The organism is Levilactobacillus wangkuiensis (assembly GCF_016861605.1).
In the GTDB taxonomy this organism is placed as follows: domain Bacteria; phylum Bacillota; class Bacilli; order Lactobacillales; family Lactobacillaceae; genus Levilactobacillus; species Levilactobacillus wangkuiensis.
In genome coordinates this window covers 22,877-45,034 of sequence record NZ_BOLM01000011.1, presented here as the reverse complement: position 1 = coordinate 45,034, position 22,158 = coordinate 22,877, and the positions used below count along the sequence as shown (strand labels likewise).

Annotated in this window: 18 protein-coding genes; all 18 read left to right on the top strand. The window is 53.5% G+C overall.

The window, feature by feature from the left end:
• Positions 1–478: 478 nt before the first annotated feature.
• Entirely contained in the window at positions 479–1,207 is a 729-nt protein-coding gene (rsmG, locus tag JUF13_RS09145; RefSeq protein WP_125763851.1) for a 16S rRNA (guanine(527)-N(7))-methyltransferase RsmG, read from the top strand.
• Between the two features lie 19 nt (positions 1,208–1,226).
• Positions 1,227–2,060, top strand: a complete 834-nt coding sequence (gene noc, locus JUF13_RS09140; RefSeq protein ID WP_225893600.1) for a nucleoid occlusion protein — start codon at positions 1,227–1,229, stop codon at positions 2,058–2,060.
• Positions 2,061–2,074: 14 nt separating this feature from the next.
• A complete protein-coding gene (locus tag JUF13_RS09135) occupies positions 2,075–2,842 on the top strand; it encodes a ParA family protein (RefSeq protein ID WP_203639334.1) in 768 nt (255 codons plus the stop codon).
• Entirely contained in the window at positions 2,832–3,716 is an 885-nt protein-coding gene (locus JUF13_RS09130) for a ParB/RepB/Spo0J family partition protein (protein ID WP_203639332.1), read from the top strand. The genes JUF13_RS09135 and JUF13_RS09130 overlap by 11 nt, the downstream gene beginning before the upstream one ends.
• 20 nt (positions 3,717–3,736) lie before the next feature.
• Positions 3,737–3,940 carry a DUF951 domain-containing protein gene (locus JUF13_RS09125; RefSeq protein WP_125763845.1) on the top strand — a complete coding sequence of 68 codons (204 nt, stop codon included), beginning with the start codon at positions 3,737–3,739 and terminating at the stop codon, positions 3,938–3,940.
• A 5-nt stretch (positions 3,941–3,945) separates the two neighbouring features.
• Positions 3,946–5,046 carry a redox-regulated ATPase YchF gene (gene ychF / locus JUF13_RS09120; protein WP_125763843.1) on the top strand — a complete coding sequence of 367 codons (1,101 nt, stop codon included), beginning with the start codon at positions 3,946–3,948 and terminating at the stop codon, positions 5,044–5,046.
• A 17-nt stretch (positions 5,047–5,063) separates the two neighbouring features.
• Entirely contained in the window at positions 5,064–5,789 is a 726-nt protein-coding gene (locus tag JUF13_RS09115) for a DUF1129 domain-containing protein (protein WP_203639330.1), read from the top strand.
• Positions 5,790–7,183: 1,394 nt separating this feature from the next.
• Entirely contained in the window at positions 7,184–7,783 is a 600-nt protein-coding gene (locus JUF13_RS09110) for a hypothetical protein (protein ID WP_203639328.1), read from the top strand.
• An 88-nt stretch (positions 7,784–7,871) separates the two neighbouring features.
• The gene (locus JUF13_RS09105) at positions 7,872–9,506 is read left to right on the top strand and encodes a glycosyltransferase family protein (protein WP_236002691.1); all 1,635 of its coding nucleotides are present in this window, start codon (positions 7,872–7,874) and stop codon (positions 9,504–9,506) included.
• A gap of 631 nt (positions 9,507–10,137) precedes the next feature.
• The gene (locus JUF13_RS09100; RefSeq protein WP_203639326.1) at positions 10,138–10,923 is read left to right on the top strand and encodes a hypothetical protein; all 786 of its coding nucleotides are present in this window, start codon (positions 10,138–10,140) and stop codon (positions 10,921–10,923) included.
• A gap of 202 nt (positions 10,924–11,125) precedes the next feature.
• A complete protein-coding gene (locus tag JUF13_RS09095) occupies positions 11,126–11,584 on the top strand; it encodes a hypothetical protein (protein WP_203639325.1) in 459 nt (152 codons plus the stop codon).
• Positions 11,585–11,666: 82 nt separating this feature from the next.
• Complete coding sequence (locus JUF13_RS09090; protein ID WP_203639324.1) at positions 11,667–13,316, top strand: glycosyltransferase family protein; 1,650 nt, start codon at positions 11,667–11,669, stop codon at positions 13,314–13,316.
• A gap of 6 nt (positions 13,317–13,322) precedes the next feature.
• Complete coding sequence (locus JUF13_RS09085) at positions 13,323–15,014, top strand: putative glycosyltransferase family protein (protein ID WP_203639323.1); 1,692 nt, start codon at positions 13,323–13,325, stop codon at positions 15,012–15,014.
• 198 nt (positions 15,015–15,212) lie between these two features.
• Complete coding sequence (gene guaB, locus JUF13_RS09080) at positions 15,213–16,352, top strand: IMP dehydrogenase (RefSeq protein WP_125763826.1); 1,140 nt, start codon at positions 15,213–15,215, stop codon at positions 16,350–16,352.
• Positions 16,353–16,846: 494 nt separating this feature from the next.
• Entirely contained in the window at positions 16,847–17,101 is a 255-nt protein-coding gene (gene relB, locus JUF13_RS09075) for a type II toxin-antitoxin system RelB family antitoxin (RefSeq protein WP_203639322.1), read from the top strand.
• 499 nt (positions 17,102–17,600) lie between these two features.
• Positions 17,601–18,290: a response regulator transcription factor CroR gene (gene croR, locus JUF13_RS09070; protein WP_125763821.1), complete on the top strand. Its 690-nt coding sequence runs from the start codon at positions 17,601–17,603 to the stop codon at positions 18,288–18,290.
• Between the two features lie 759 nt (positions 18,291–19,049).
• Complete coding sequence (locus JUF13_RS09065) at positions 19,050–20,225, top strand: sensor histidine kinase (RefSeq protein WP_203639321.1); 1,176 nt, start codon at positions 19,050–19,052, stop codon at positions 20,223–20,225.
• A gap of 49 nt (positions 20,226–20,274) precedes the next feature.
• Entirely contained in the window at positions 20,275–21,597 is a 1,323-nt protein-coding gene (locus JUF13_RS09060) for a D-alanyl-D-alanine carboxypeptidase family protein (RefSeq protein ID WP_203639320.1), read from the top strand.
• Positions 21,598–22,158 lie beyond the last annotated feature (561 nt).

Genomic DNA, 22,158 nt, shown 5'->3' with positions numbered 1-22,158 from the left:
ACGAGCCACTGACGCGTTCCAGAAAATTTCATGTTGGTGATCAAGCTTAGCCGGAGGCAGCCAGGGATGGAGACGGCTGTGTCGGTGGTGTTAGACCGGTGGGCTGCCGGCCTTACAGCACGGGACGACTTTGGAAACTCGCGGGCCTCAGCGAGGTTTCAAAGCGAGGTGGAGGACCGCTCCTCAGGCCGGAACCGTTCCCCACAGCAGGCGGAATCCCTGGAGGCCGCAGGCGACCACACCTCAACCAGACTAAATTGGTAGTCAGCGTAAGTCAGTGACGTTTCCGGTAAGCCAGACCAGCAAAACCCAAAAGTAACCGATAGGCGTTTCATGTGGCGGGGATTTTCGGTATAATAGGTAACGACGCTATGGCGAAGCCCAACCGGTTCGGTTGCGTTTCGCCTGTAAGTAAGGTAAAGTATAATCAAACGTGAAACAATTGTGTTTCACAGAGAACTGAGCAGGGAGATATTGCATGAATCCTGAAGAATTTCGTGCCGCGCTGTCGGCGCAAGGCATCGAATTAAACGCAACACAGCAACAACAATTTGCTGACTATTATCAGTTCTTGGTAGCGACGAACGAACACGTCAATTTGACGACCATTACTGCGGAGCCCGAAGTCTACTTGAAACATTTTTACGACTCGTTGACCCCCGCTTTTTACGTGCCCGCAATCCGGACCGAGCCGCTCACACTCTGTGACGTCGGCGCCGGGGCCGGGTTCCCGTCACTACCACTGAAAATCGTCTTTCCACAGCTCCAGGTGACCATCGTGGATTCCTTAAACAAGCGAATCACGTTCTTAAATGAACTGGCCGCCAAGCTGAACCTGACCGGCGTGGCCTTTCATCACGCCCGGGCTGAGGAATTCGGTGGCAAGCGGGCGCCATACCGCGAGGGCTTTGACCTGGTCACTGCCCGCGCCGTGGCCCGCATGTCTGTCCTGAGCGAACTGTGTTTACCCCTGACCAAGGTCGGTGGGCAGTTCGTGGCCTTGAAAGCCGCTCAGACCGAGAACGAATTGGCCGTTAGCCAGACCGGAATCACCACGCTAGGTGGCCAGGTGGCCGGGGACTTTGCGTTCAATTTACCAGAATCCAACGACCCACGGCACATTGTGGTCGTGGATAAGGTCAAGCACACACCCAAGCGCTACCCGCGTAAAGCTGGCACGCCCAACCGGGAGCCGTTAGAAGATTAATGGGATGGGGGTAAGATAATTGCCATTTTCATTATTTGGAAATAATCGGGAGAAGGCCACGCATCCGGCCCATCCCGTGAAACAAAATGTGGTGATGATTCCAGTCGCCCAGATCATTCCCAACCGGTTTCAACCCCGGCAACGGTTTGACCAAACGGCAATCGCCGAACTGGCCCAAACGATTCAAGAACATGGCCTCCTCCAACCCATTGTCTTACGGGAATACGAGGACGACCACTACGAGATCATCGCTGGTGAACGGCGTTTTCGGGCCGTTTCGAGTCTGAAATGGGACACGGTCCCGGCCATTTTAGAAAAAATGGATGATGACGAAACGGCTTCCATGGCCCTGATTGAAAACCTCCAACGGGAGGAATTGACCGCCGTGGAAGAGGCCCACGCCTACCAGAAACTGATGGAACTCAACCACATGACCCAGTCGCAACTGGCTGAGGGCATTGGCAAGAGTCAGGGGTTCGTGGCCAACAAGCTACGGCTCCTGAAGCTGGCCGAACCGGTGCGTGAGGCCATTTTGAACCGCGACATTTCCGAACGCCATGGGCGGGCCCTGTTGGCCTTAGACGAAGCCGCTCAGGTCGCCGTGTTGCAGACGGTTATCGCTGACAAGTTGACCGTCAAGGAGACCGAAGCGCTCATCGCCAAGCAACAGCACCCCAAGAAGCGCCGCCGCAAAGTCACCAAACACAGCGTTTCCGGCGACACCCGCGTGGCCGTCAACACCATTCGCAAGTCGGTGAAGATGGTCAGCGACGCGGGCATGACGCTCACCACCAAAGAAGAAGAAACCGCGGACGGTTACCGCATTATTATTGACATTCCCAAAGAAAGCTAGAGGTGAAACGACATATGGGCTACATTATTGCATTAGCCAATCAAAAGGGTGGCGTGGGTAAAACCACGACCGGCGTGAACTTAGGCGCCGCTTTAGCCACCGATGGCAAGCAAGTCTTACTTGTGGACACCGATGCCCAGGGTAACGCTACCAGCGGGGTCGGCGTTCAGAAGGCCACCATTGAACAAGAAATTTACGATGTGCTGGTCAACGAGACGCCGATTCAAGACGCCATCATTCACACGGAACACCCCGGGTTAGACATCGTTCCGGCGACCATCCAGCTTTCTGGGGCCGAAATTGAGTTGACCCCGATGATGGCCAGAGAAACCCGGCTGAAGGCCGCCCTCGACGAAGTTCGGGACCAGTACGATTACATTTTGATCGACTGTCCGCCTTCGCTGGGTCTGTTGACCATCAACGCGTTCACGGCCGCCGATTCCATCCTGATTCCCGTGCAGAGTGAATACTATGCGCTGGAAGGGTTGACGCAGCTGTTGAACACCGTCAAATTGGTGCAAAAACACTTTAACCGCGACCTGAAGATCGAAGGCGTCCTCCTGACGTTGTATGACGCCCGGACCAACCTGGGGAAACAGGTCAATGAAGAAGTTAAAAAGTATTTCCAAAACAAGGTTTATGCCACAATTATTCCGCGTAACGTGCAGTTAGCGGAGGCACCAAGTCACGGGATGCCAATCATTGATTACGCGCCCAAGTCTAAGGGTGCGGAAGTTTACTCTGAACTCGCAAAGGAAGTGCTAGCTGCCCATGGCAAGTAAGAAAGAGAAAAGTTTAGGACGGGGAATTGACGCGCTGTTTGCGGAAAATGGCGTGGATACCGCTGAAGAAACCGTTGTTGACCTGACGCTAGCCGACATCCGGCCCAACCCGTATCAGCCACGGCAGAAATTTGATAAGAAGGGGCTGGACGATCTGGCTGCTTCGATTAAAAAGACCGGGGTGTTCCAACCCATCATCGTCCGCCAACCGGACAAGACGTTGGAACGCTACGAGATCTTAGCTGGCGAACGTCGCTTCCGGGCGTCTAAAATCGCTGGTAAGACCACGATTCCGGGCATCATCCGCGACATTACCGAGGAACAAATGATGGAGATCGCCGTGCTGGAAAACCTGCAACGCGAAGACCTCACGCCTTTGGAAGAAGCCGAAGCCTACGATACCTTGATGACCAAGCTCACCTTGACGCAGGCCCAGGTCTCCGAACGCTTGGGCAAGAGCCGGCCGTACATCGCCAACTACCTGCGTTTGCTGGGGCTACCTAAGGCGGTCAAAGATATGCTACAACACAACGAGCTGTCGATGGGCCAGGCCCGGACGCTGCTGTCCTTAAAGGATAAGACCAAGTTGGTGGCGTTGGCCAAGAAGGCCGTGGCCGAGGGGATGACCGTCCGCGCGGTCGAAGCCGAAGTCAACAAGCTGAACGGCGCCGCTAAGAAATTAGCCAAGAAGCCCGCCAAGAAGAAGTCCCCGTTCCTTCGGTCGACTGAAAATCAATTACAAGAACGGTTCGGGACCCAGGTTTCCATCAACGAAGCTCTGAACAAGGATCATCAGGGTCGGATTGAAATCGAATACCTGTCCAATGATGATCTGAACCGCATCCTAGATTTGCTGGACATCCACTTAGATTAGCGAGCATTGGAGGGAACGCCATGTACGATTTAGGTGATTTGGTAGAAATGAAAAAGGCCCACCCCTGCGGCACCAACCGCTGGGAAATTACCCGGATGGGCGCGGATATCAAGATCAAGTGTACCAACTGCGGCCACGTTGTCATGTTGTCACGCCGTGAGTTTGAAAAGAAATTGAAAAAGGTGCTGGTCAAGGCCGACGCCAATAATGGAAAGAGTGAATAATTGTTATGTCATTAACTGCAGGGATCGTTGGGCTACCAAACGTTGGGAAGTCCACGTTATTTAACGCGATTACAAAGGCTGGGGCCGAAATGGCGAACTATCCTTTCGCCACGATCGACCCAAACGTCGGCATGGTGGAAGTCCCAGATAGCCGGTTAGACCGTATTCAAGACCTAATTCCAGCGAAAAAAGTTGTGCCCACCACGTTTGAGTTTACCGACATTGCCGGGATCGTTAAGGGTGCCAGCAAGGGTGAAGGTCTCGGGAACCAATTCCTGGAAAACATTCGCCAGGTCGACGCCATCGTCCACGTTGTGCGGGCCTTTGACGACGACAACATCACCCACGTTTCTGGGAAAATCGACCCAATTGATGATATTGAAACCATCAATTTGGAACTGGGCCTGTCCGACTTAGCCGCCGTTGACAAGCGCTTGGCCAAGGTCGAACGTGCTGCCAAGGGGAGCGACAAGGAAGCCAAGGCGGAATTGAACGTCTTGCAAAAGATCAAGCCCGTCCTCGAAGCCGGTGGGGCCGTCCGCACGATTGCCTTTGATGAAGATGAAATGCCAATCGTTAAAGGCCTGTTCCTCCTGACCTCCAAGCCCGTCCTGTACGTGGCTAACATTGCCGAAGACGACATGGCTGATCCCGAAAACTCCAAGTACTTTGGCGTTATCAAGGACTACGCTGCCAAGGAAGGCGCCGAAGCCATTGCCGTGGCCGCCGAAGCCGAAGAAGAAATCGCCCAACTGGACGATGACGAGAAGCAAGACTTCTTGGAAGCTGAAGGCGTTGAAGAGCCTGGTTTGAACCGCCTGATTCGGGCCTCATACCACCTCTTAGGCCTGCAAACGTTCTTTACGGCCGGTGGTAAGGAAACCCGTGCTTGGACGTTTAAGACGGGCACCAAGGCCCCTCAAGCGGCCGGTATCATCCACTCCGACTTTGAACGTGGGTTTATCCGGGCCGAAGTCATGGCCTTTGATGATTTAGATAAGCTCGAATCCGAAGCTGCCGTGAAGGAAGCCGGTAAGCTGCGGGTCGAAGGGAAAGACTACGTGATGGCTGACGGCGATATCGTCGAATTCCGTTTCAACGTTTAGAAGGGAAACAACTATAAATGAGTGATAACAAGCAAACGCCGCGTAACGCCGGTGTTCGTCAGGACCGCAATAGCGTGGCCGTGAACGAACGGGCGGCCTTCGACAACGTCGGGCTGACCAAGCGTAACGCGGACTACATGTTCCGGTTCAACAAGGCCTTAGACAAGACTAAGTTGAGCCCAGAAAAGAAGGCTAGCGCCGTTCAAGACATGGTTACCGAACTGGTTGAAGGCCAAAAGGCGGGGAAGACCGCCAAGAACCTTTACGGCGACGTCGATGCTCGTGTGAAGGCTGTCGTTGACGGTCCCGTATCGGCCACGGCCGTTATCGGTGGGCCCAACTACTGGCCCAACATGATCTACAACGCGCTGACGTTCTTCATGATCTTTAACTTGATGTTCGGGATCATGTACCTCTTCAGTCCAAAATTGATGACCAGTAGCCAACCCGTTGGGATCACGGCCATCACGGTCAGTGCCGTTGTGGCTGGGTTTATCTTGCCCATCATGCCCCGGCTGTTCGATCCTAAGATCAAGCACAAGTACAACGGCTGGATTCGCGCCTTGTTCGTGCTGTTAGGGTTCATCGTCTGGATGATCCTGTTCTACGCTGCCCAACTCTTACCTGGCGTCATCAACCCTGTGCTGATGCCTTGGCCAAGTATCATTCTGGGGGTTGTGTCAATCGCCCTCATGTACTGGCTCCGCCGCACCTACAAGATTCGTGGCGGGTTCTTCGGGTAAAAATTTGTTCAGTGCCTAGGGGCGTGCGGGAGCTGGTCGCTCCCTGCGGCGGTCCTGGGGCTGGAACGCTGGGGGGAGGACGCCCGGAGCCGAAGAGCGGTCTCCGGACTTGCTTTGAGCCGCTGAGAAGCGCGTCTCAAAGTCACCATTTACGCTGCTGCGCACCGTAAATCCCCCAGCTGAGCCCCGGCCGCCTCCGGTCGCTGATGTTGCGGTTCGCTGGCAACATTGGTTTGGCCCGAACCCGCCACGAGTCTGGTGGTGGGTGATGGTTGGGTGAAAACTGGCTGAGTGCTTAGGTGCACGACAGCTGGTCGCTCCCTGGGGCTGGAACGCTGGGAGAGGACGCCCGGAGCCAAAGAGAGCGGTCTCCGGACTTGCTTTGAGACGCTGAGAAACGCGTCTCAAAGTCACCATTTACGCTGCTGCGCACCGTAAATCCCCCGGCTGAGCCCCGGCCGCCTCCGGTCGCTGATGTTGTGGTTCTCTGGCAACATTGGTTTGGCCCGAACCCGCCGCGAATTTTGTGGTGGGGGGTGGTTGGTGAGCGGTTGTGCTCGCTGACTAGGTTGGCTGGTTTTGCCAATTAAATAACGTTAATCTAGACATTAGAGTCTTAGATCAGTTAAACGAGTGAGTGATTCCATATTGGGATTGCTTGCTCGTTTTTATTTTGTTCTGCGTCGGTCTCAAGGCTCGTCCCGTGGCCTAAGCTGAAAAAATCATTCAGCTTAGGCCATCGACACAGCTGGCCACATTGAATCGTTTCTGATCACTCTTGCAATTGGACCTACTTTTACGGTGGCTATCGATCAGATCCTAGAAAGCGTATGCGTGTCTAACTGAGTGACACGTCATGTGCCAAGGGAAACCGACCAGAGGGCCAAAATAGTGTTAGCCGCAGGGATGGTGAAAATGGGTTCAGCCGTGGGACTTCCCTTAGTGGCGTTCTTGGCCGCTTAGGGAAGTGCTATCTTTGAGACGCGGTCCTGGCGGCTCAAAGTAAGTTCGGAGACCGCTCTTAGGCTCCGGACGTGCGCCCACAGCGTTCCGACCCATTTTCACCATCCCGGAGGCGAGTCGGTTATGCAACCCTGGGGGCTTGTTTAGTAAGGCGGGCGGCCTAAGTGAAAAAAGATTTTTGCGACAGGTTTTAAACGACGTCGCGCGTGAGTGACTTACCCCCTTAGACAAAATCCACGGGGCACTAAGGATGCCGTAAACGCCCGAAACTTAAGGCCTGACGCCATTTACAGTCGCACTTTCATTTTCCTAGTGAAACCTGAAAGACGGATGCTTGACCCTTTCTTTCGATGGCACTATGATGCTCACAAGTAATCGAGCTAGAGAGTAGTTCGACGAAAAATATGTCATCATCTCGGGGAGGATTTCTTATGAAGAAAATCTTTGGGTATGTTTTAGGTTTGGTTGCGGCGCTGACTTTTGCCGGGGCGATTGCCACGACCGCAAACGCTGACGGGAGTAGTGCGGATGCTGCGAGTGGGAGTTCAGGTAGCGATGCCGCGACAAGCGGATTAGTCGTGCCACGGGGCGGCACAGATACCGGTGCCGGTGCGGGCTCAAGCAGCGCAATCATTGCGTCCGACAGCTCTAGTGCAGTCGCCAGCAGCGAATCCGCCGCAAGCAGTTCAGCCGCCAACAGCTCCTCCGCAATTTCAGAATCTCAGAAGCCATTGCAAAAACCAGCTAAGGCCAAAGTTTTAGCCAAGTCCAAGCGCGTTAAGCTCCGCAAGCACTACCGCAAGGATGCCCGGATTCTCTACCTGGAAAAGGGTCGCAAGGGTGAAAAGATTGAACTGCTGACTCGCAAGGGCAAATTAGTTAAGAAGTGCACGGTCAAGAAGAACGGCAAATTTGACATTCGCTTGACCAAGAAGGAAGCTAAGAAGTTAGCTAAGGGTGAAAAGAGCTTTTTGATCAAGGTTAAGGCCAAGGGTTACAAAGCTTTCGAAGTCAAGGTTAAGATTTACTAGCTTGCTAGTGAAAAGGCGCGGGTGACCGCGTCTTTTCTTATGGCGTCAGATTGATTGTTAAGCGAACTAATGGGGAGGGGCAACCATTATGGAACGCATTAGATTAATGCTGCATAAGCGCAGCGCCCAAGTATTTGGCTTGTTTACCATTGTCGGGGCTTTCATCATGACCTTCTGTTCGTACACCTCCCCGGCTTACTATTTCGACGTGTCGCCGGACAACAACGCCTTCTTCACGGTCGGCAAGGCCATGATGCACGGCATCGTGCCCTACAAGGACATTTTTGAGCAAAAGGGGCCGTACGTTTATTTCCTCCACGGGTTAGCCTACCTGGTGAGCCATCGCAGTTTCGCGTTGATCTTCGTGTATGAAATTGCGACGTTGGTGGCCGCGATGTACCTGGTCTACCGCATCGCCAAGTTGCTGGACGCCCACGAGCTACCGGCACTATTGACGGCCTTGCTATCGCCGGTCCTGTTCCTGTACCACCCGTACTACGATTACGGCGACACCGTGGAGTTCTTCACGCTACCGTTTCTGCTTTCATTGATTTACCTGATTCTGTTGCTGGACCGTCACGACCTGACCGTTAGTCACTGGTGGTACTTCGCGCAGGGTGCGCTGGTCGGCGTGGTCTTCCTGTCCAAGCACACGCTGCTGGGCGCTTGGATCGTCTTTTACCTGGTGATGCTGGTCACCCGGCTGGTCAAACGCCAATGGCGGGCGCTGGGCCAACTGATTGGCTGGAGTGCGGCGGGGTTCCTACTGACGACGGTACCGTGGCTGGTTTATTTCCTGGCGACCAAGAGCCTGGGCGCCTTCATCAACGTCTACATTCTGTTCAATACCAAGGTGTACCTGACCTCGTCGGTGGCCTTTTTCGCTAACCTGATCCAGTCGATGGCGCTGGTGTCCCAATTTTACCTGAGCAACGTGCTGTTCTTCCTGCTGGGAGTCGTGGGGACGCTGGTGGTCACCTTTGAACGTGGCGTCTTCCACAGCAACTTCACCCGGGGACTCTACCTGGTGGCGACGCTGGGCAGCGATATGTTTGCCCTGTACGGCTACCAGGCCGGGGCGGTGTACCAGTATTATGAATTGATTTATTTCGCGAGCTTTGTGCTGCCGTTCGCGGTCTTCTGCCAGCTACTGTTCCGTCACCTGAGCCTGCCAAATGGGGATGACAGCTTTGCCATCCTGGCGACGCTGGTGATTGGCTGGTTCCTGGTGCTCGGCGTCAATAACAACGTGACCAACTCGAAGGTCTTTCCCAACAACGCGTCGGTCACCGAGGAGACGACCAGCGTGCCGCAACAGCCGGCCCAGGTGGACTTCGGCAACTACATGCGGCAGAGTGGCCTGCCTCTGACGCTGCTAAATTACGGGTCGATCGACATGGGCTTTTACACGGCCTCTGGGGCGGTACCGTCGACGTATTACTTCCAGAACTACAATATTGCCCAGAGCGCGGCGCCCCAGATTCTACGCTCACAGGTCGATCAGATTCGCCAGCACAAGGTCGAATGGGTCGTCCTCAACACGCCAGCCGGCAAAACGGTCCGCGAGTGGCAGGGCGGTGGCGGCCGCATTACCAGCGGCAACCTGAACCCGGGCACTAGCAAATTGGCCAAGACGCTGTACCGCAATTACCTGCCGGTGGGCAAGCATACGCAGGTGTTTGAAGGGGTGAGCGTGACTTATTGGTTGTTTGAACGAAAATAAGAGTGTGAGTCAAGGCGGTTAGCTGGCGAGCATTAACGTCACTAAGTGAATGACCCCGAACCTGGGTCGTTTGCTTAGTGGGGTTAAGCGGAACCAGCTGCCTTGGGGAACACGTTTTGGAAAGTAAGGTTGGCTAAATCTTTCCGTTCCCGGCGGCGGGCTCAAGGTTCCCTGCTGTGGGGTCGGTTTCAGCCTGAGAGGCGGGCTTTCACCTCAACTTTGAGTCTGAGAAGCGGTCTCAAAGGTTGCCCCATGCTCTAAGCTGAGAAAAATCGCTCAGCTAAGACCATCGACACAGCTGGGAACCTTGGCCCGCCTCTGGTCACTCAGATTGCGCTCTTACTTTCATTGGTTTGGTGGGCGGTGGTAAGTGGTTCACCGATTCACACTTTCTTTGAAATATTTGCTTACTTGAAGTAACTAGAAATATTCAATTTATGAATATATTTGTTAGGGGAAACATTCTAATATAACGAATGTTTCTTCCTTTTTATGTATAAATTCATTTTCAGCTAAGGGCCATATCATGAAAAGTGTTGCCTTGATGTTTTCATAAATTGGAACTAGGGTGGAGGCGTAATCAACACCACAGATGGCTTGATTGAAATTTACATATTTTAGGAGGAATTTCATGAAGAAAATTTATGGATACGTTTTAGCTTTGGTTGCCACTTTGACCTTTGGTGGGGTACTGGCAACGTCTGCAAATGCTGCAAACGGAGATGCTACGGGCAGTACGCCGAGTGCTGAGACATCAAGCTCTGAGACATCGAGTGTCAGCGAACCAGCTACTGAAACATCAAGTGCCAGCGAACCAGCTGCTGAAACATCAAGTGCCAGCGAACCGGCTACTGAAACATCAAGTGTCAGCGAACCGGCTACTGAAACATCAAGTGTCAGCGAACCAGCCGCTGAAACATCAAGTGCCAGCGAACCGGATGCTGAAATATCAAGTACCAGTAAGCCGGCGACTGGTACGACTGTTAACACCGGCAACACGACGCCCGTATCAAGCGCAACTAGTACGGCTGTTTCAAGTTCCAGCCAAGTAGCTGCCACCAGCAGTTCTAAGCCGGCCACGAAGACGACCAAGACGGTCAAGAAGACCACTAAAAAGTCTGCCAAGAAGACCGTTGCCAAGGCGAAGAAGATGCGTGGTCGCACACACTACGCCAAGAATTCCCGCCGCGTTCAGTTCAAGAAGGCCGTTAAGGGTAGCAAGGTCGTTTTGAAGAACAGCAAGGGCCAAGTGGTTAAGACCCTTAAGGTGAAGAAGTCTGGTAAGCTCAGCATCAAGTTGAGCAAGAAGCAAGCCAAGAAGCTGAACCGCACCAAGAAGAACAAACATTACTTCACGGTCACGGTGACGCAGAAGGGCTACAAGCCTTACACCATCAAGTACACGATCAAGGCTTAATTTTCTAAATAAATCCGTAACCAATGGGTAGCTGTCTTCAACGGGCAGTTACCCATTTTTAGATTTAATTATCTAGGCTTACATTAATTGCCAAGATAATTGAAAATGCCCCTTGACGGAATCATTCGAAAGAACTACGATTGTTTAGTAGTAAAATCGGTTTATGGTTTTATTAGAATTACATATCTGGGAGGAATTTTTCATGAAGAAAGTATTTGGTTACGTTCTTAGTTTGTTAGCCGCATTAACGTTTGCTGGTGTCATTGCTACGACTGCTAACGCTGCCGGCAACAATGCCGCAGTTACTAGTGGTAGCGGTAGTGGTGTTTCTAGTGTCGTTGCTTCAAGCAGTTCCAAGAAGGTTGCTAAGAAAGCAACTAAGAAGACTGTCAAGAAGTCAAAGCGCATCAAACTGAGCAAGAAGTACAAGAAGAATGCTCGTAAAGTTTACATCAAGAAGGCTACCAAGGGTTCAAGCATTGCTTTGAAGAACAGCAAGAAGCAATCCGTTAAGAAGTTCTCCGTTAAGAAGAGCGGCAAGAAGACCTTGAAGTTGACCAAGAAGCAAGCTAAGAAGCTTAACAAGGGTAAGAAGTTCACCATGACTGTTACCAAGAAGGGCTACAAAGCTTACACTGTTAAGGTTACCATCAAGAAGTAAAGCTTTTTAAAACAAGCATTGAGGAGACGTGGCAGAACCACGTCTTTTCTTTTCTCATTTTTTAGGAAAAGGAGTCGGGTCCGTGTACTTACGAATCAAGGAAAAAATGCAGCGCCACGAAACTCAGTATTTCATCTTACTCGCGTTCATTGGGATTTTTATGATGGCGTTTTGTTCCTACACCTCACCAGCGTATTACTTCGACACCTCGCCGGATAACAACGCCTTCTTCACGGTCGGCAAGGCCATGATGCACGGGATTACGCCGTACAAGGACATCTTTGAACAGAAGGGGCCCTACGTGTACCTCTTACATGGGTTGGCCTACTTGGTCAGTCACCGTAGCTTCATCCTGATTTTCGTGGTGGAAATTGGCGTGCTGGTGGCGGCCATGATCTTAACGTTTAAGATTGCCCGGGTCATGAAATTAGCCGAGCTACCGGCCTTTCTGGTGGCGATGCTCTCACCGATGCTGTTTCTCTACCATCCCTACTACAATTACGGGGACACGGTGGAGTTCTTTACGCTACCGTTATTGCTGTCGCTGATCTACCTGATTTTTCTGCTCGACCAGCACCAGCTAACGGTCAGTCCGTGGTGGTTCTTCGCGCAGGGGTTATTTGTCGGGATCGTCTTCCTGGCCAAATACACCCTGCTGGGGGCGTGGATCGCCTTTTACCTGGCCTATGGCGGCTACTTATTGGTCAAAAAGCAGTGGCGGTTACTGGGCCAACTCGTCCTTTGGAGTGGGGCGGGCTTCCTGCTGGCGACGGTGCCCTGGTTGATCTACTTCCTGGCGACCGGGTCATTGGGTTCTTTTATTAATGTCTATATTTTATTTAATACCAAAGTTTATATGACCTCGTCCGTGTCATTCTTTTCCAACTTGATTCAGTCGACCATCTTGGTGGCCAATTTCTACCTGAGCGACGTCTTTTTCTTCCTGTTGGGGGTCGGTGGCACGCTGCTGATTCTGTTCCAACGGACGATTCTGACACGCCGGCTGACGCGGGTACTGTACCTGCTGGTGTTCCTGGGGACCGACCTGCTGGCGCTTTACGGCTACCAGACGGGTTCGCTCTACCAGTACTATCAGCTGGTGTACTTTGCCTTCTTCGTGGTGCCGTTCATTTATTTCCTGAATCTATTTTTCAACTGGGTCCGGCTTCCGTCCGTGGATGATCCGTTTATCATTTTAAGTACCCTGGTGCTCAGCTTTTTCCTGGTGCTCGGGGTGAATGACAACGTGACGGTCTCGCGGCTATTTCCGAACAATGCGGCGATTACCAAACGTAGCACGCGCAAGCCGCAACAGCCCGCGCAGGTGGAGTTTGGCAACATCATGCGCCAGCAGTCTGCACACCCAACGCTGTTAAATTACGGGTCGATCGACATGGGCTTCTACACGGCGGCCGATGCCGTGCCGACCACCTATTATTTTCAAAATTATAATATCCCAGAGAAGGCGGCTCCCCAGATTCTGCGGGCCCAACGACGCGTGATTCAGCGCCACCAGGTCCAGTGGGTCGTCTTGAACACGCCGACCAAGCAATCCGTGCGCGAATGGGCAGGGAATAAAGAAATTCCCGGCCGCATTTCCAGCGGGAATCTGAACCCCGGCACGTCCAAGCTGGCGAAGTCGCTCTACCGGCATTACCGGCTGGTCAAGGTGCATCGCCAGGTCTTTGAACAGGTCGACGTGAAGTACTGGCTGTTTGAACGAAAGGGGTAAGCCAACATGTCAACGAGTGACACGACAAACGGGCCGTCCCGGTCGGATTGGCTGCGACGGTACCGCTGGCTGTTAGAGTTGGGCCTGTTTAGCTGTCTGAGCCTGTTCTGGCTCTTTTTGTGGGCGGCACAGGGGAAGATTTATCTCGGGGATGACCTGAGCTTTCACCTAAACCGGGTTCAAGGCCTGTACCAACAGTTGATTTCTGGTCACTGGGGTCTGGGCCACATCGCCACGACCACCTTTCAGGGGTGGGGCTACCCAATCAATCTGTTTTACCCGGCGTACACGCTACTGCCCATGGCCGTTCTCCAGGTCTGGGTCGGCGGGGTGCACGCGTACGCGATGTTCCTGTTTCTGATTACGCTACTCACCCTGTACACGACCCGATTCGTGGGGCAACGGGTACTGGGCAGCTACTACCAGGGCCTACTGCTGGCGGTGCTCTACAGCTTCTCGCAGTACCGGGTTTTGGACTTCTTCGTGCGGGGCGCCTTGGCCGAGGGTATCGTCTTTGCGTTTCTCCCGCTGGTCTTTTACGGGGCCTATAGCATTGCCATCGGCGACGTTCATCAGTGGTACTGGCTCACGCTGGGGATGGCGCTGATTGGCCTGACCCACGTGGTCTCGCTGATTTTGGCGTCCGTCTTGGTCCTGTTGACGCTGGGACTCTTTTTCCTGAAACGAACGGGACTCAAGCAACGACTGGGCGCCCTGTTCCTAGCGGTGGTCACGACCGGCTTACTGGATCTGACCTTCCTAGCGCCACTGATGGAACAGCTCCATCACATGAAGGGCCTCGGCATCATGCAATTTCAACTGGCCAGCAGTGCGGTGCAGCCATGGCCGTTTCTGGTCAACTCGGCGGTCAACCAGATGGGGTCGAATCAAATCAACCTGGGTTGGCTGATGCTGATGCTCTTACTCCTGACGCTCGGCGTCTGCTGGAAATTTAACGGCGTTGAGCGCTACCTGGTTGGGTTAGCAGTCGTCTTCGTGTGGCTCGCGACGACCTGGTTCCCGTGGTCGTTATTTCAGGGTGTGCTGGGGACGATTCAATTTCCTTGGCGCTTCCTGGCGATTGCCAGTTTTCTGATTGCCTTAGTGGGGACCCGGGCGCTAGTGCTGGTCTTACCACGAAATACCCGCCGCGTTCGGAGAATCTTGCTGGCAGCCATGGTTGCGTTGGGTATGATTCTAAATGTTGCGAGTTTTATTAACTACTTTCAAAATCCGTACAACAATGCGATTACGCCCGAAAGCTATCACACGGTGGCAACGGGCGTGGCTAGCACGGATTACGTCCAACCGGTCTCGTTGCCCGCGATGCCGGCGCTAAAAGCGCATTCCATTGTGGTGATGAACCCAACGAAAGGGCAGGCCACGCTACGGCAGACCAGTCGCCAGGTTGGGGCGGATTCATTTACCTACCGTCTCTGGAGTCGTCGCGCCCGGCGCCTGAAGCTACCACATCTGGCCTATCCGGGCTACCAGGTGACCGTCAATGGCCACCGGCAACCGTTGCGCCAGAACCGAATGGCGATTCTGCTGGCCAACGTCAAGCAAGGAAGCAATACCATTCGAGTGGCCTACGTGGCGACGCCGCTGCAACGCGTGTCAGCGTGGCTCTCTGCGTTGGCGTGGGTGGCGTTGCTGGGCTGGCTCGGCTGGAAAACTTGGCGACGTCTGCGTCAGTGAATGGGTAATTTGGCGGCTAGATAAATGCGATTTAAAGTAGTTCGTCACCTGACCCATTTAATCACTGCCGTTAATTGCTCCATGATAGTTCAATGAGAAGCCTTGACCTGAATGGCCTAGACTGGTAAATTAAGAAACAATATCTCCCAGGATTCCTAACCGAGCCTGAGACTAAAATTAAGAGGAGCGATATCAACTATGTCTAATTGGGACACGAAGTTTGCTAAAGAAGGATTCACTTTTGATGATGTTTTGTTAATACCCGCTGAAAGCCACGTTTTACCGAATGAAGTCGATCTGAGTGTCCAATTAGCCCCGAACCTCAAGCTGAACGTTCCGTTTTTAAGTGCCTCCATGGACACCGTTACTGAAACCAAGATGGCCACTGCCATGGCGCGTAACGGGGGCCTCGGGGTCATCCACAAAAACATGAGTGCCGACGACCAAGCCCAAATGGTCGCTGACGTGAAGGCCATCGAAAACGATGCTAGCCAATTCCCAAAGGCCGCGGTCGACGCGAACAACCATTTGTTAGTCGCCGCTGCCGTTGGGGTCACGTCCGACACGTTTGACCGGGCCAGCGCCTTACTTAAAGCTGGCGCGGATGCTATCATCATCGACACCGCCCACGGTCATTCCGCTGGGGTGTTACGCAAGGTCGCTGAAATTCGCCAACAATTGCCAGACGCCACGCTGATTGCGGGGAACGTTGCCACGGGTGAAGGTACCCGGGCGCTGTTCGAAGCCGGCGTTGACGTGGTCAAAGTGGGTATCGGCCCCGGTTCTATCTGCACGACGCGGGTGGTTGCCGGTGTCGGTGTGCCCCAATTGACGGCCATTTATGACGCCGCTCAGGTAGCCCGTGAATTTGGCAAGCCAATCATTGCCGATGGTGGGATGAAGTACTCCGGTGACATCGTGAAGGCTATCGCTGCCGGTGGGAACGCCGTCATGTTTGGTTCCATGTTCTCCGGGACCGACGAAGCCCCTGGTGAAGTCATCGAAGACAACGGTAAGAAATACAAAACGTACCGGGGGATGGGGAGCTTGGCTGCCATGTCCCACGGCTCAGCCGACCGTTACTTCCAAGGTGGCGTCAACGAAGCCGACAAGCTGGTGCCAGAAGGTATCGAAGCCCGCGTGGAATACAAGGGTAGCGTCAACGACATCATCTTCCAAATGGTCGGTGGCCTGCGTTCCGGGATGGGTTACACCGGGAGCGCCACGATTCAAGACTTGATCAATGACGCGCAGTTTGTTCGGATTTCCAACGCCGGCCTGATCGAGTCTCACCCCCACGACGTCCAAATCACCAAGGCAGCCCCTAACTACAAATAGGCGCTGACAGGTTTCCACCTGCGGCTGACAGTCTCTTCCAGCCTGTGGGGAACGTGTGGAGCCTGGGAAGCGGTCTCCACACTCGCCTTTAAGCCGCCAAAAACCGGCATCTCAAAGGTCGTCCCGTGCTGTAAGCCGGCTGAAAAACGCCGACTAACACCACCGACACAGGCTTTCGAGACTGTCAGCCTCCGGTTCCAACGGGTTAGCGCCCGATTGGTAGATACGCGCTGATGTGATTTGGTCGTGTCGGGGACGGTGGTCGTGTGGTTACTGAGTTCATTTTAAACCGCCCTCACGGCTCCAACTGGTTTGACCCGCAACGGTTTTGTTTGTGGGTTGTCGCAGTCAGGTGATTTGGCTGTGTGGTTGTGTAAATTTAAATGAGATAAACAGAAGGCTAACCGGAAAATTTCTGGTTAGCCTTTTTTGAGCGCCAATTCTGGGATTGTCAGTGTGGTGGCGTATACTTCAGGACAAGTGAGGTGAGTCGGATGGCAACAATTTCTATTCGAGTAAGTGCTACTGAAAAGATGTGGTTACAGCAGATGGCTGAGTTCTATGGGTTATCGTTGTCGGCGCTGATTCTGACGTATTCCTTTGACCAGCTTGAAGATACCTACGATGCCTTGATAGCTGAGTCCGCGTACAAACATTACCATGTCAAGGACCAGTCGACCGTTTCGATGGCACAGGTATTGGCTGAATTTGGCGGGGATGAGCAGACAACAAAGTCAAAAACGGAGTAAGTACGAGCAATGTGTGGTGGAAGCGGACGGGGTAGGTAGAAAATGCGCAGCAAGTCTGAGTGACCAGAGGCGGATCAAGGTGACCAGCTGTGTCGGTGGTCTTAGCTGAGCGTTTTTCTCAGCTTAGAGCACGGGACGACCTTTGAGACCGAATTTGGGCTCAAAGGCGAGGCGCCAGACCGCTCCTCAGGCTGGCGCCGTTCCCCACAGCAGGGCATCTTGAATCCGCCGTCGGGAACGCCGGCGACTTGCCGCTCTCATTTTCACCATCCCGGAGGCGCTGACAAACACAAAGATTAGGACTTAATCGGAGCTTAACGCCGGGTTGGCGAGTCGCCCGCAAATAGTGTAAGATTAAGGAATGGTAAAGTGCCTTACGCCCGACTAAAGGTTCGGGTTTTCCGGTCACGTCACGCGGTTTATTTGCTAGAATAGACGTAAACCTACGGGGAAGACCGCTAGTGTTATTACCTAGCTGTTAAAGGAGATTAGCCCAATTATGAAAATTTTAGTTGTCGATGATGATAAAGAAATTGCGCAATTACTCGAAATTTATATTAAAAACGAAGGTTACGAACCCCTGACCGCCTACAACGGTAAGGAAGCGCTGACCAAATTACACACCACGCCGGACATTGCCCTGATGATTTTGGACATTATGATGCCTGAAATGAGCGGGATCGAAGTCATGAAGGAAGTTCGGAAAGACTCCCAAATTCCCATTCTGATTCTGTCAGCCAAGACCGGTGACATGGACAAGATTCAGGGATTGATTTCCGGTGCCGATGATTATGTCACTAAGCCATTTAACCCACTAGAAGTTATGGCACGGGTCAAGTCACTGTTGCGGCGGAGCCAAGACCAAGTGACTGACGATGCGCCAGACGTTCTGGACATTGGGACGTTGACCATCAACAAGGATTCTCACGAAGTCAAAACGATTGCCGGCAAGACGATTTCCCTGACGGCCTTAGAGTTCGGGATTCTCTACCTGTTAGCGAGCCACCCCAACCGAGTCTTCTCCGCTGACGAAATTTTCGAACGCGTTTGGCGGCAAGAAAGCATTGTCTCCGCTAAGACCGTCATGGTCCACGTGAGCCATTTGCGTGATAAGATCGAAGACGCGACTAACGGGGAAAAGGTCATCCAGACCGTCTGGGGCGTCGGCTACAAGATTGAATCACACTAGTCTTTGGTTGTTGTGTTAAAGATAATGTAGTTGGTGCTAGTGCCTTACCGGGCGGAAAAAATGGACCGGAACGCTGTGGGGAGGACGCCCCGAGCCTGAGAAGCGGTCTCGGGACTTGCTTTGAGCCTCTGAGAAACGAGTCTCAAAGTCACCATTTATCACGCGCACGCGCGTGATAAATCCCACGGCTGAGTCCATTTTTCCCGCCCTCTCGGCATATACTGGTTTTTAATGGCAGCGAAAGCCATGTGAGTCAAGCTGGTAGCTACTTGGGTTTGTGTGGTTGCCGTTGCTGGCATCATTCGCTGGCGGTTTCACTCTGTATGGTTGGCGTGGGTTTCTTTCCACGTGGCCATTCCAGTGGTGTCGCTCGGCTGCGGTTACCCGTCCACCAAGCCAATGGGTGGACCCGCCCGCAACTAGTTTCACGTGAGCACACCATCTGAGCCGGAGGAAGCCAGGTACGGAGACGGCTGTGTCGGTGGTGTTAGACCGAGCGATTTTTCTCGGCCTTACAGCACGGGACGACCTTTGAGACCTGCGTGAACTTCGCAGGGCTTAAAGTCGAGGTGGGAGCCCGCACCACAGGCGGGAACCGGCCCCACAGCAGGCGTAGTACCTGGAAGCCGCAGGCGGCCAGCATGAGCACTTTGCACTAACACAATCTAATTTAAAACAGAAGTTTCACCAATTGGAGAAGGAGTAAGTTATGGGCAAATGGGAACAAGTCCAACAGAATCGTCCGCGGGGGGCCGCAGCATGAAGCTAACCACTCGCGAGAAAAGCGCGCTGTTCATGGAAGGCGTCGTCACGGTCATCCTGCTGTTGATGCTGAACCTGGCGCTGCTGGTGCTGATCAGCCAAGCCATTCAGAGCAACCCCGGACTACGGGACGGGATTTTTATCATCAAACGGTCCGTGGTCTTTGGCCCGAATCACTTTCAGCTGTGGAGCTGGGAAAATGTCTTCATTGGCTTCATGATCATCGCGGACGCCTTGGTCGTCTGGTGGCGGCTGATTCGGCGCTACCGGCAAATGCAGCTGCACCATATCATTGAGGAGCTGCATTACATTGCCAACGGCCATTTTGACCACCGGATTCCGTTCCGGGTCAGCGGCGACGTGCAGCGGGTCGTGGATTCTGTCAATGCCCTGGTCGATTCCGTCATTCACTCGATGGATGAGGAGCGGGCGATTGAGAAGTCCAAGGACGAACTGATCACCAACGTTAGCCACGATATCCGGACGCCGTTGACGTCGATCATCGGCTACCTGGGCTTGATCGAAGACCAGCAGTATCACAGTCAAGAAGACGTTTTGAAATACACGCACACGGCCTTTTTGAAATCGAAACAGATGAAGTCCCTGGTGGACGACCTGTTCGAGTACACCAAGGTCCGCCAGACGGACACGCCGCTGAGCCTGACGACCATCGACCTGGCCGCCATGCTAGAACAGCTGGGCGCCAGCTTCGAGTTGGAGGCCCAGAAGAAGGGCATGACGATTGGTGCGGCCAGCGAGCCGGCTAGTTTAATGATGGAAGCCGACCCCGAGAAGTTGGTCCGGGTGTTTAACAACCTGGTCTCAAACGCGCTGAAGTACGGCGATGGCGGGAAAGAAATCAACCTGCTAGCCAAGCGCGTCAGCGACAACGAGTTGGAGGTCCGCGTGACCAACGATGGTCCTAAGATTCCCAAGGAGTCGCTGGCCCTCATTTTCGAACGGTTTTACCGTGTGGAAGAATCCCGTTCCAAGGAAACTGGCGGGACCGGGTTGGGGCTGGCGATTGCGCAAAGCATCGTGGCCCTGCACGGCGGGTACATCTACGTCGAATCCGACGACGACCTGACCAGTTTCGTGATTCATTTACCTGTTAAACATGATCAACCCTTGGCCATTCCCCAGCGGTTAAAAACGGCGGGCGCGGTCAACTAAAGCTGCCGGACTTTTCCGGTAACTACATAAGATAGAGGAGTTTTCATTGATGAAACGTTTAAAACGAGTTGTTATGGGCTTGGTAACGGCAATGACGCTGTTTGCCGGAAGCCTCAGTACCCTTAGCGCGCCGGTCACGGCCCAGGCGGCCACGACCAGTACCAGCACCACGGTCAACCTGAAGGCCAAGGCCGGGATTGCCGTCGATGCCAAGACTGGACAGATTCTCTATGATAAAAATAGTGATCAAGCCTTGCCAGTCGCCTCGATGACCAAGCTGTTGTCCATCTATTTGGTGCTCGACGCGGTCCACAACGGTCAGCTGAAGTGGGACCAAAAAATCACGATTAATAAAGCTACGGCCAAGGTCGCACAAAACACCAACCTGTCCAACGTGCCGCTACGCGCGGGTCACAAGTACACGGTCAAGGCGCTGTACCAAGCGTCCCTGATTTACTCCGCCAACGGGGCCATCGAAGCCCTGGGGACGGCGGTTGCCGGGTCACCACACGCCTTCGTGGCTAAGATGCGGGCCCAAGCCAAGAAATTGGGCATGACAAATGTCAAAATTTACAACGCTTGTGGGCTGACGAACAAGCAAGTCGGTAAGCTGGGCTACGACAACGAGGCCGGTTCCGCCGAAAACGAATGGTCCGCTGCCGACCAAGCTAAATTGGCCGTCGCGCTGTTAAACAAGTATCCAGAAGTCCTGCAGACCACCAGCGTTAAGAAGATGTGGTTTGAAAAGGGCACCAACGACGCCACCAAGATGGAAAACTGGAACTGGATGTTGAAGGGCCTGTCCGCCTCATACGCAAAACTTCACGTGGACGGCTTGAAGACCGGGACCTCCGACGCGGCCGGCGCCAACTTTACCGGGACCGCCAATAATGACGGTAACCGGATCGTGACCGTCGTGCTACACGCGGCCCACAAGTCCGAGACCGACCCTTCTCGTTTCAAGCAAACGCAGAAGATGATGTCTTACGTTTACAACAACTTCAAGACGATTAACGTCAAGGCCGGTAGCCAGGTGACTGGCAGTAAGACGGTCAAGACCAACGATGCCAAGGAAAAGACGGCTAAGACCGTGTTGACCCAGGGCCTGAAGCTGTGGATTCGCAACGACCAAGTCGCTAGCAATGTCCAATCCACCACGACGCTGAAGAGCAAGCTGGTTAAGAACAAGGCCTTGGAAGCACCCGTTGCCAAGAACACGGTCGTTGGGACCGCCAACATTTCCTTGAAGGGCGATCAACTGGGCTTCTTGGGGAATACCAAGACGACTCGCGTGCCGGTTAAGGTTACTGGAGCGGTGGAGAAGGCGAACGTCTTCGTCCGCATGTGGCGCGCCATCGTCGCATTGTTCTAAACCTTGGTGTCTTGTCCGCGCCTCCGGACTGGTGAAAATGGACCGGGACGCTGTGGGCGGACACCTGGAGCCGAAGAGCGGTCTCCAGGCTTACTTTAAGCCTCTGAGAAGCGAGTCTTAAAGATACCAATTCTCTAAGCGGCAAAGCCGCTAAGAGAATTCCCACGGCTGAGTCCATTTTCACCAGCCCTGCGGCTAACACTGGTTTAGAACAAACCAACGATTGTCGTTTGGGTGGTTTCATTTAAAAGTGTAAGTTAGAATCCTCAATCAGGGTGGTTACTCTGGTTGGGGATTTTTTAATGGTGTAGGTTAGGTTATCCTTTTGCAGTACATTCGATGGCGGATTCAAGGTGCCCTGCTGTGGGGTCGGTTCCAGCCTGAGGAGCGGGCTTCCACCTCAACTTTGAGCCTGGGGAGCGGTCTCAAAGGTTGTCCCATGGGCTAGGCTGGGAGAATACCCCAGCCAAGGCCATCGACACAGCCGGGCACCTTGATCCGCCTCTGGTCACTAAGACTGACCACGCTCGGTCCATTTTCACCGGCCCTGGGACTGACACA

Bases quoted from the DNA above. Each gene is read 5' to 3' on its own strand.
- JUF13_RS09095 (WP_203639325.1), top strand. From the start codon at position 11,126: ATGAAGAAAGTATTTGGTTACGTTCTTAGTTTGTTAGCCGCATTAACG.
- ychF (WP_125763843.1), top strand. From the start codon at position 3,946: ATGTCATTAACTGCAGGGATCGTTGGGCTACCAAACGTTGGGAAGTCC.
- JUF13_RS09135 (WP_203639334.1), top strand. From the start codon at position 2,075: ATGGGCTACATTATTGCATTAGCCAATCAAAAGGGTGGCGTGGGTAAA.
- JUF13_RS09060 (WP_203639320.1), top strand. From the start codon at position 20,275: ATGAAACGTTTAAAACGAGTTGTTATGGGCTTGGTAACGGCAATGACG.
- JUF13_RS09130 (WP_203639332.1), top strand. From the start codon at position 2,832: ATGGCAAGTAAGAAAGAGAAAAGTTTAGGACGGGGAATTGACGCGCTG.
- JUF13_RS09105 (WP_236002691.1), top strand. From the start codon at position 7,872: ATGGAACGCATTAGATTAATGCTGCATAAGCGCAGCGCCCAAGTATTT.
- relB (WP_203639322.1), top strand. From the start codon at position 16,847: ATGGCAACAATTTCTATTCGAGTAAGTGCTACTGAAAAGATGTGGTTA.
- croR (WP_125763821.1), top strand. From the start codon at position 17,601: ATGAAAATTTTAGTTGTCGATGATGATAAAGAAATTGCGCAATTACTC.
- JUF13_RS09100 (WP_203639326.1), top strand. From the start codon at position 10,138: ATGAAGAAAATTTATGGATACGTTTTAGCTTTGGTTGCCACTTTGACC.
- JUF13_RS09065 (WP_203639321.1), top strand. From the start codon at position 19,050: ATGAAGCTAACCACTCGCGAGAAAAGCGCGCTGTTCATGGAAGGCGTC.
- JUF13_RS09115 (WP_203639330.1), top strand. From the start codon at position 5,064: ATGAGTGATAACAAGCAAACGCCGCGTAACGCCGGTGTTCGTCAGGAC.
- JUF13_RS09110 (WP_203639328.1), top strand. From the start codon at position 7,184: ATGAAGAAAATCTTTGGGTATGTTTTAGGTTTGGTTGCGGCGCTGACT.
- rsmG (WP_125763851.1), top strand. From the start codon at position 479: ATGAATCCTGAAGAATTTCGTGCCGCGCTGTCGGCGCAAGGCATCGAA.
- JUF13_RS09085 (WP_203639323.1), top strand. From the start codon at position 13,323: ATGTCAACGAGTGACACGACAAACGGGCCGTCCCGGTCGGATTGGCTG.
- guaB (WP_125763826.1), top strand. From the start codon at position 15,213: ATGTCTAATTGGGACACGAAGTTTGCTAAAGAAGGATTCACTTTTGAT.
- JUF13_RS09125 (WP_125763845.1), top strand. From the start codon at position 3,737: ATGTACGATTTAGGTGATTTGGTAGAAATGAAAAAGGCCCACCCCTGC.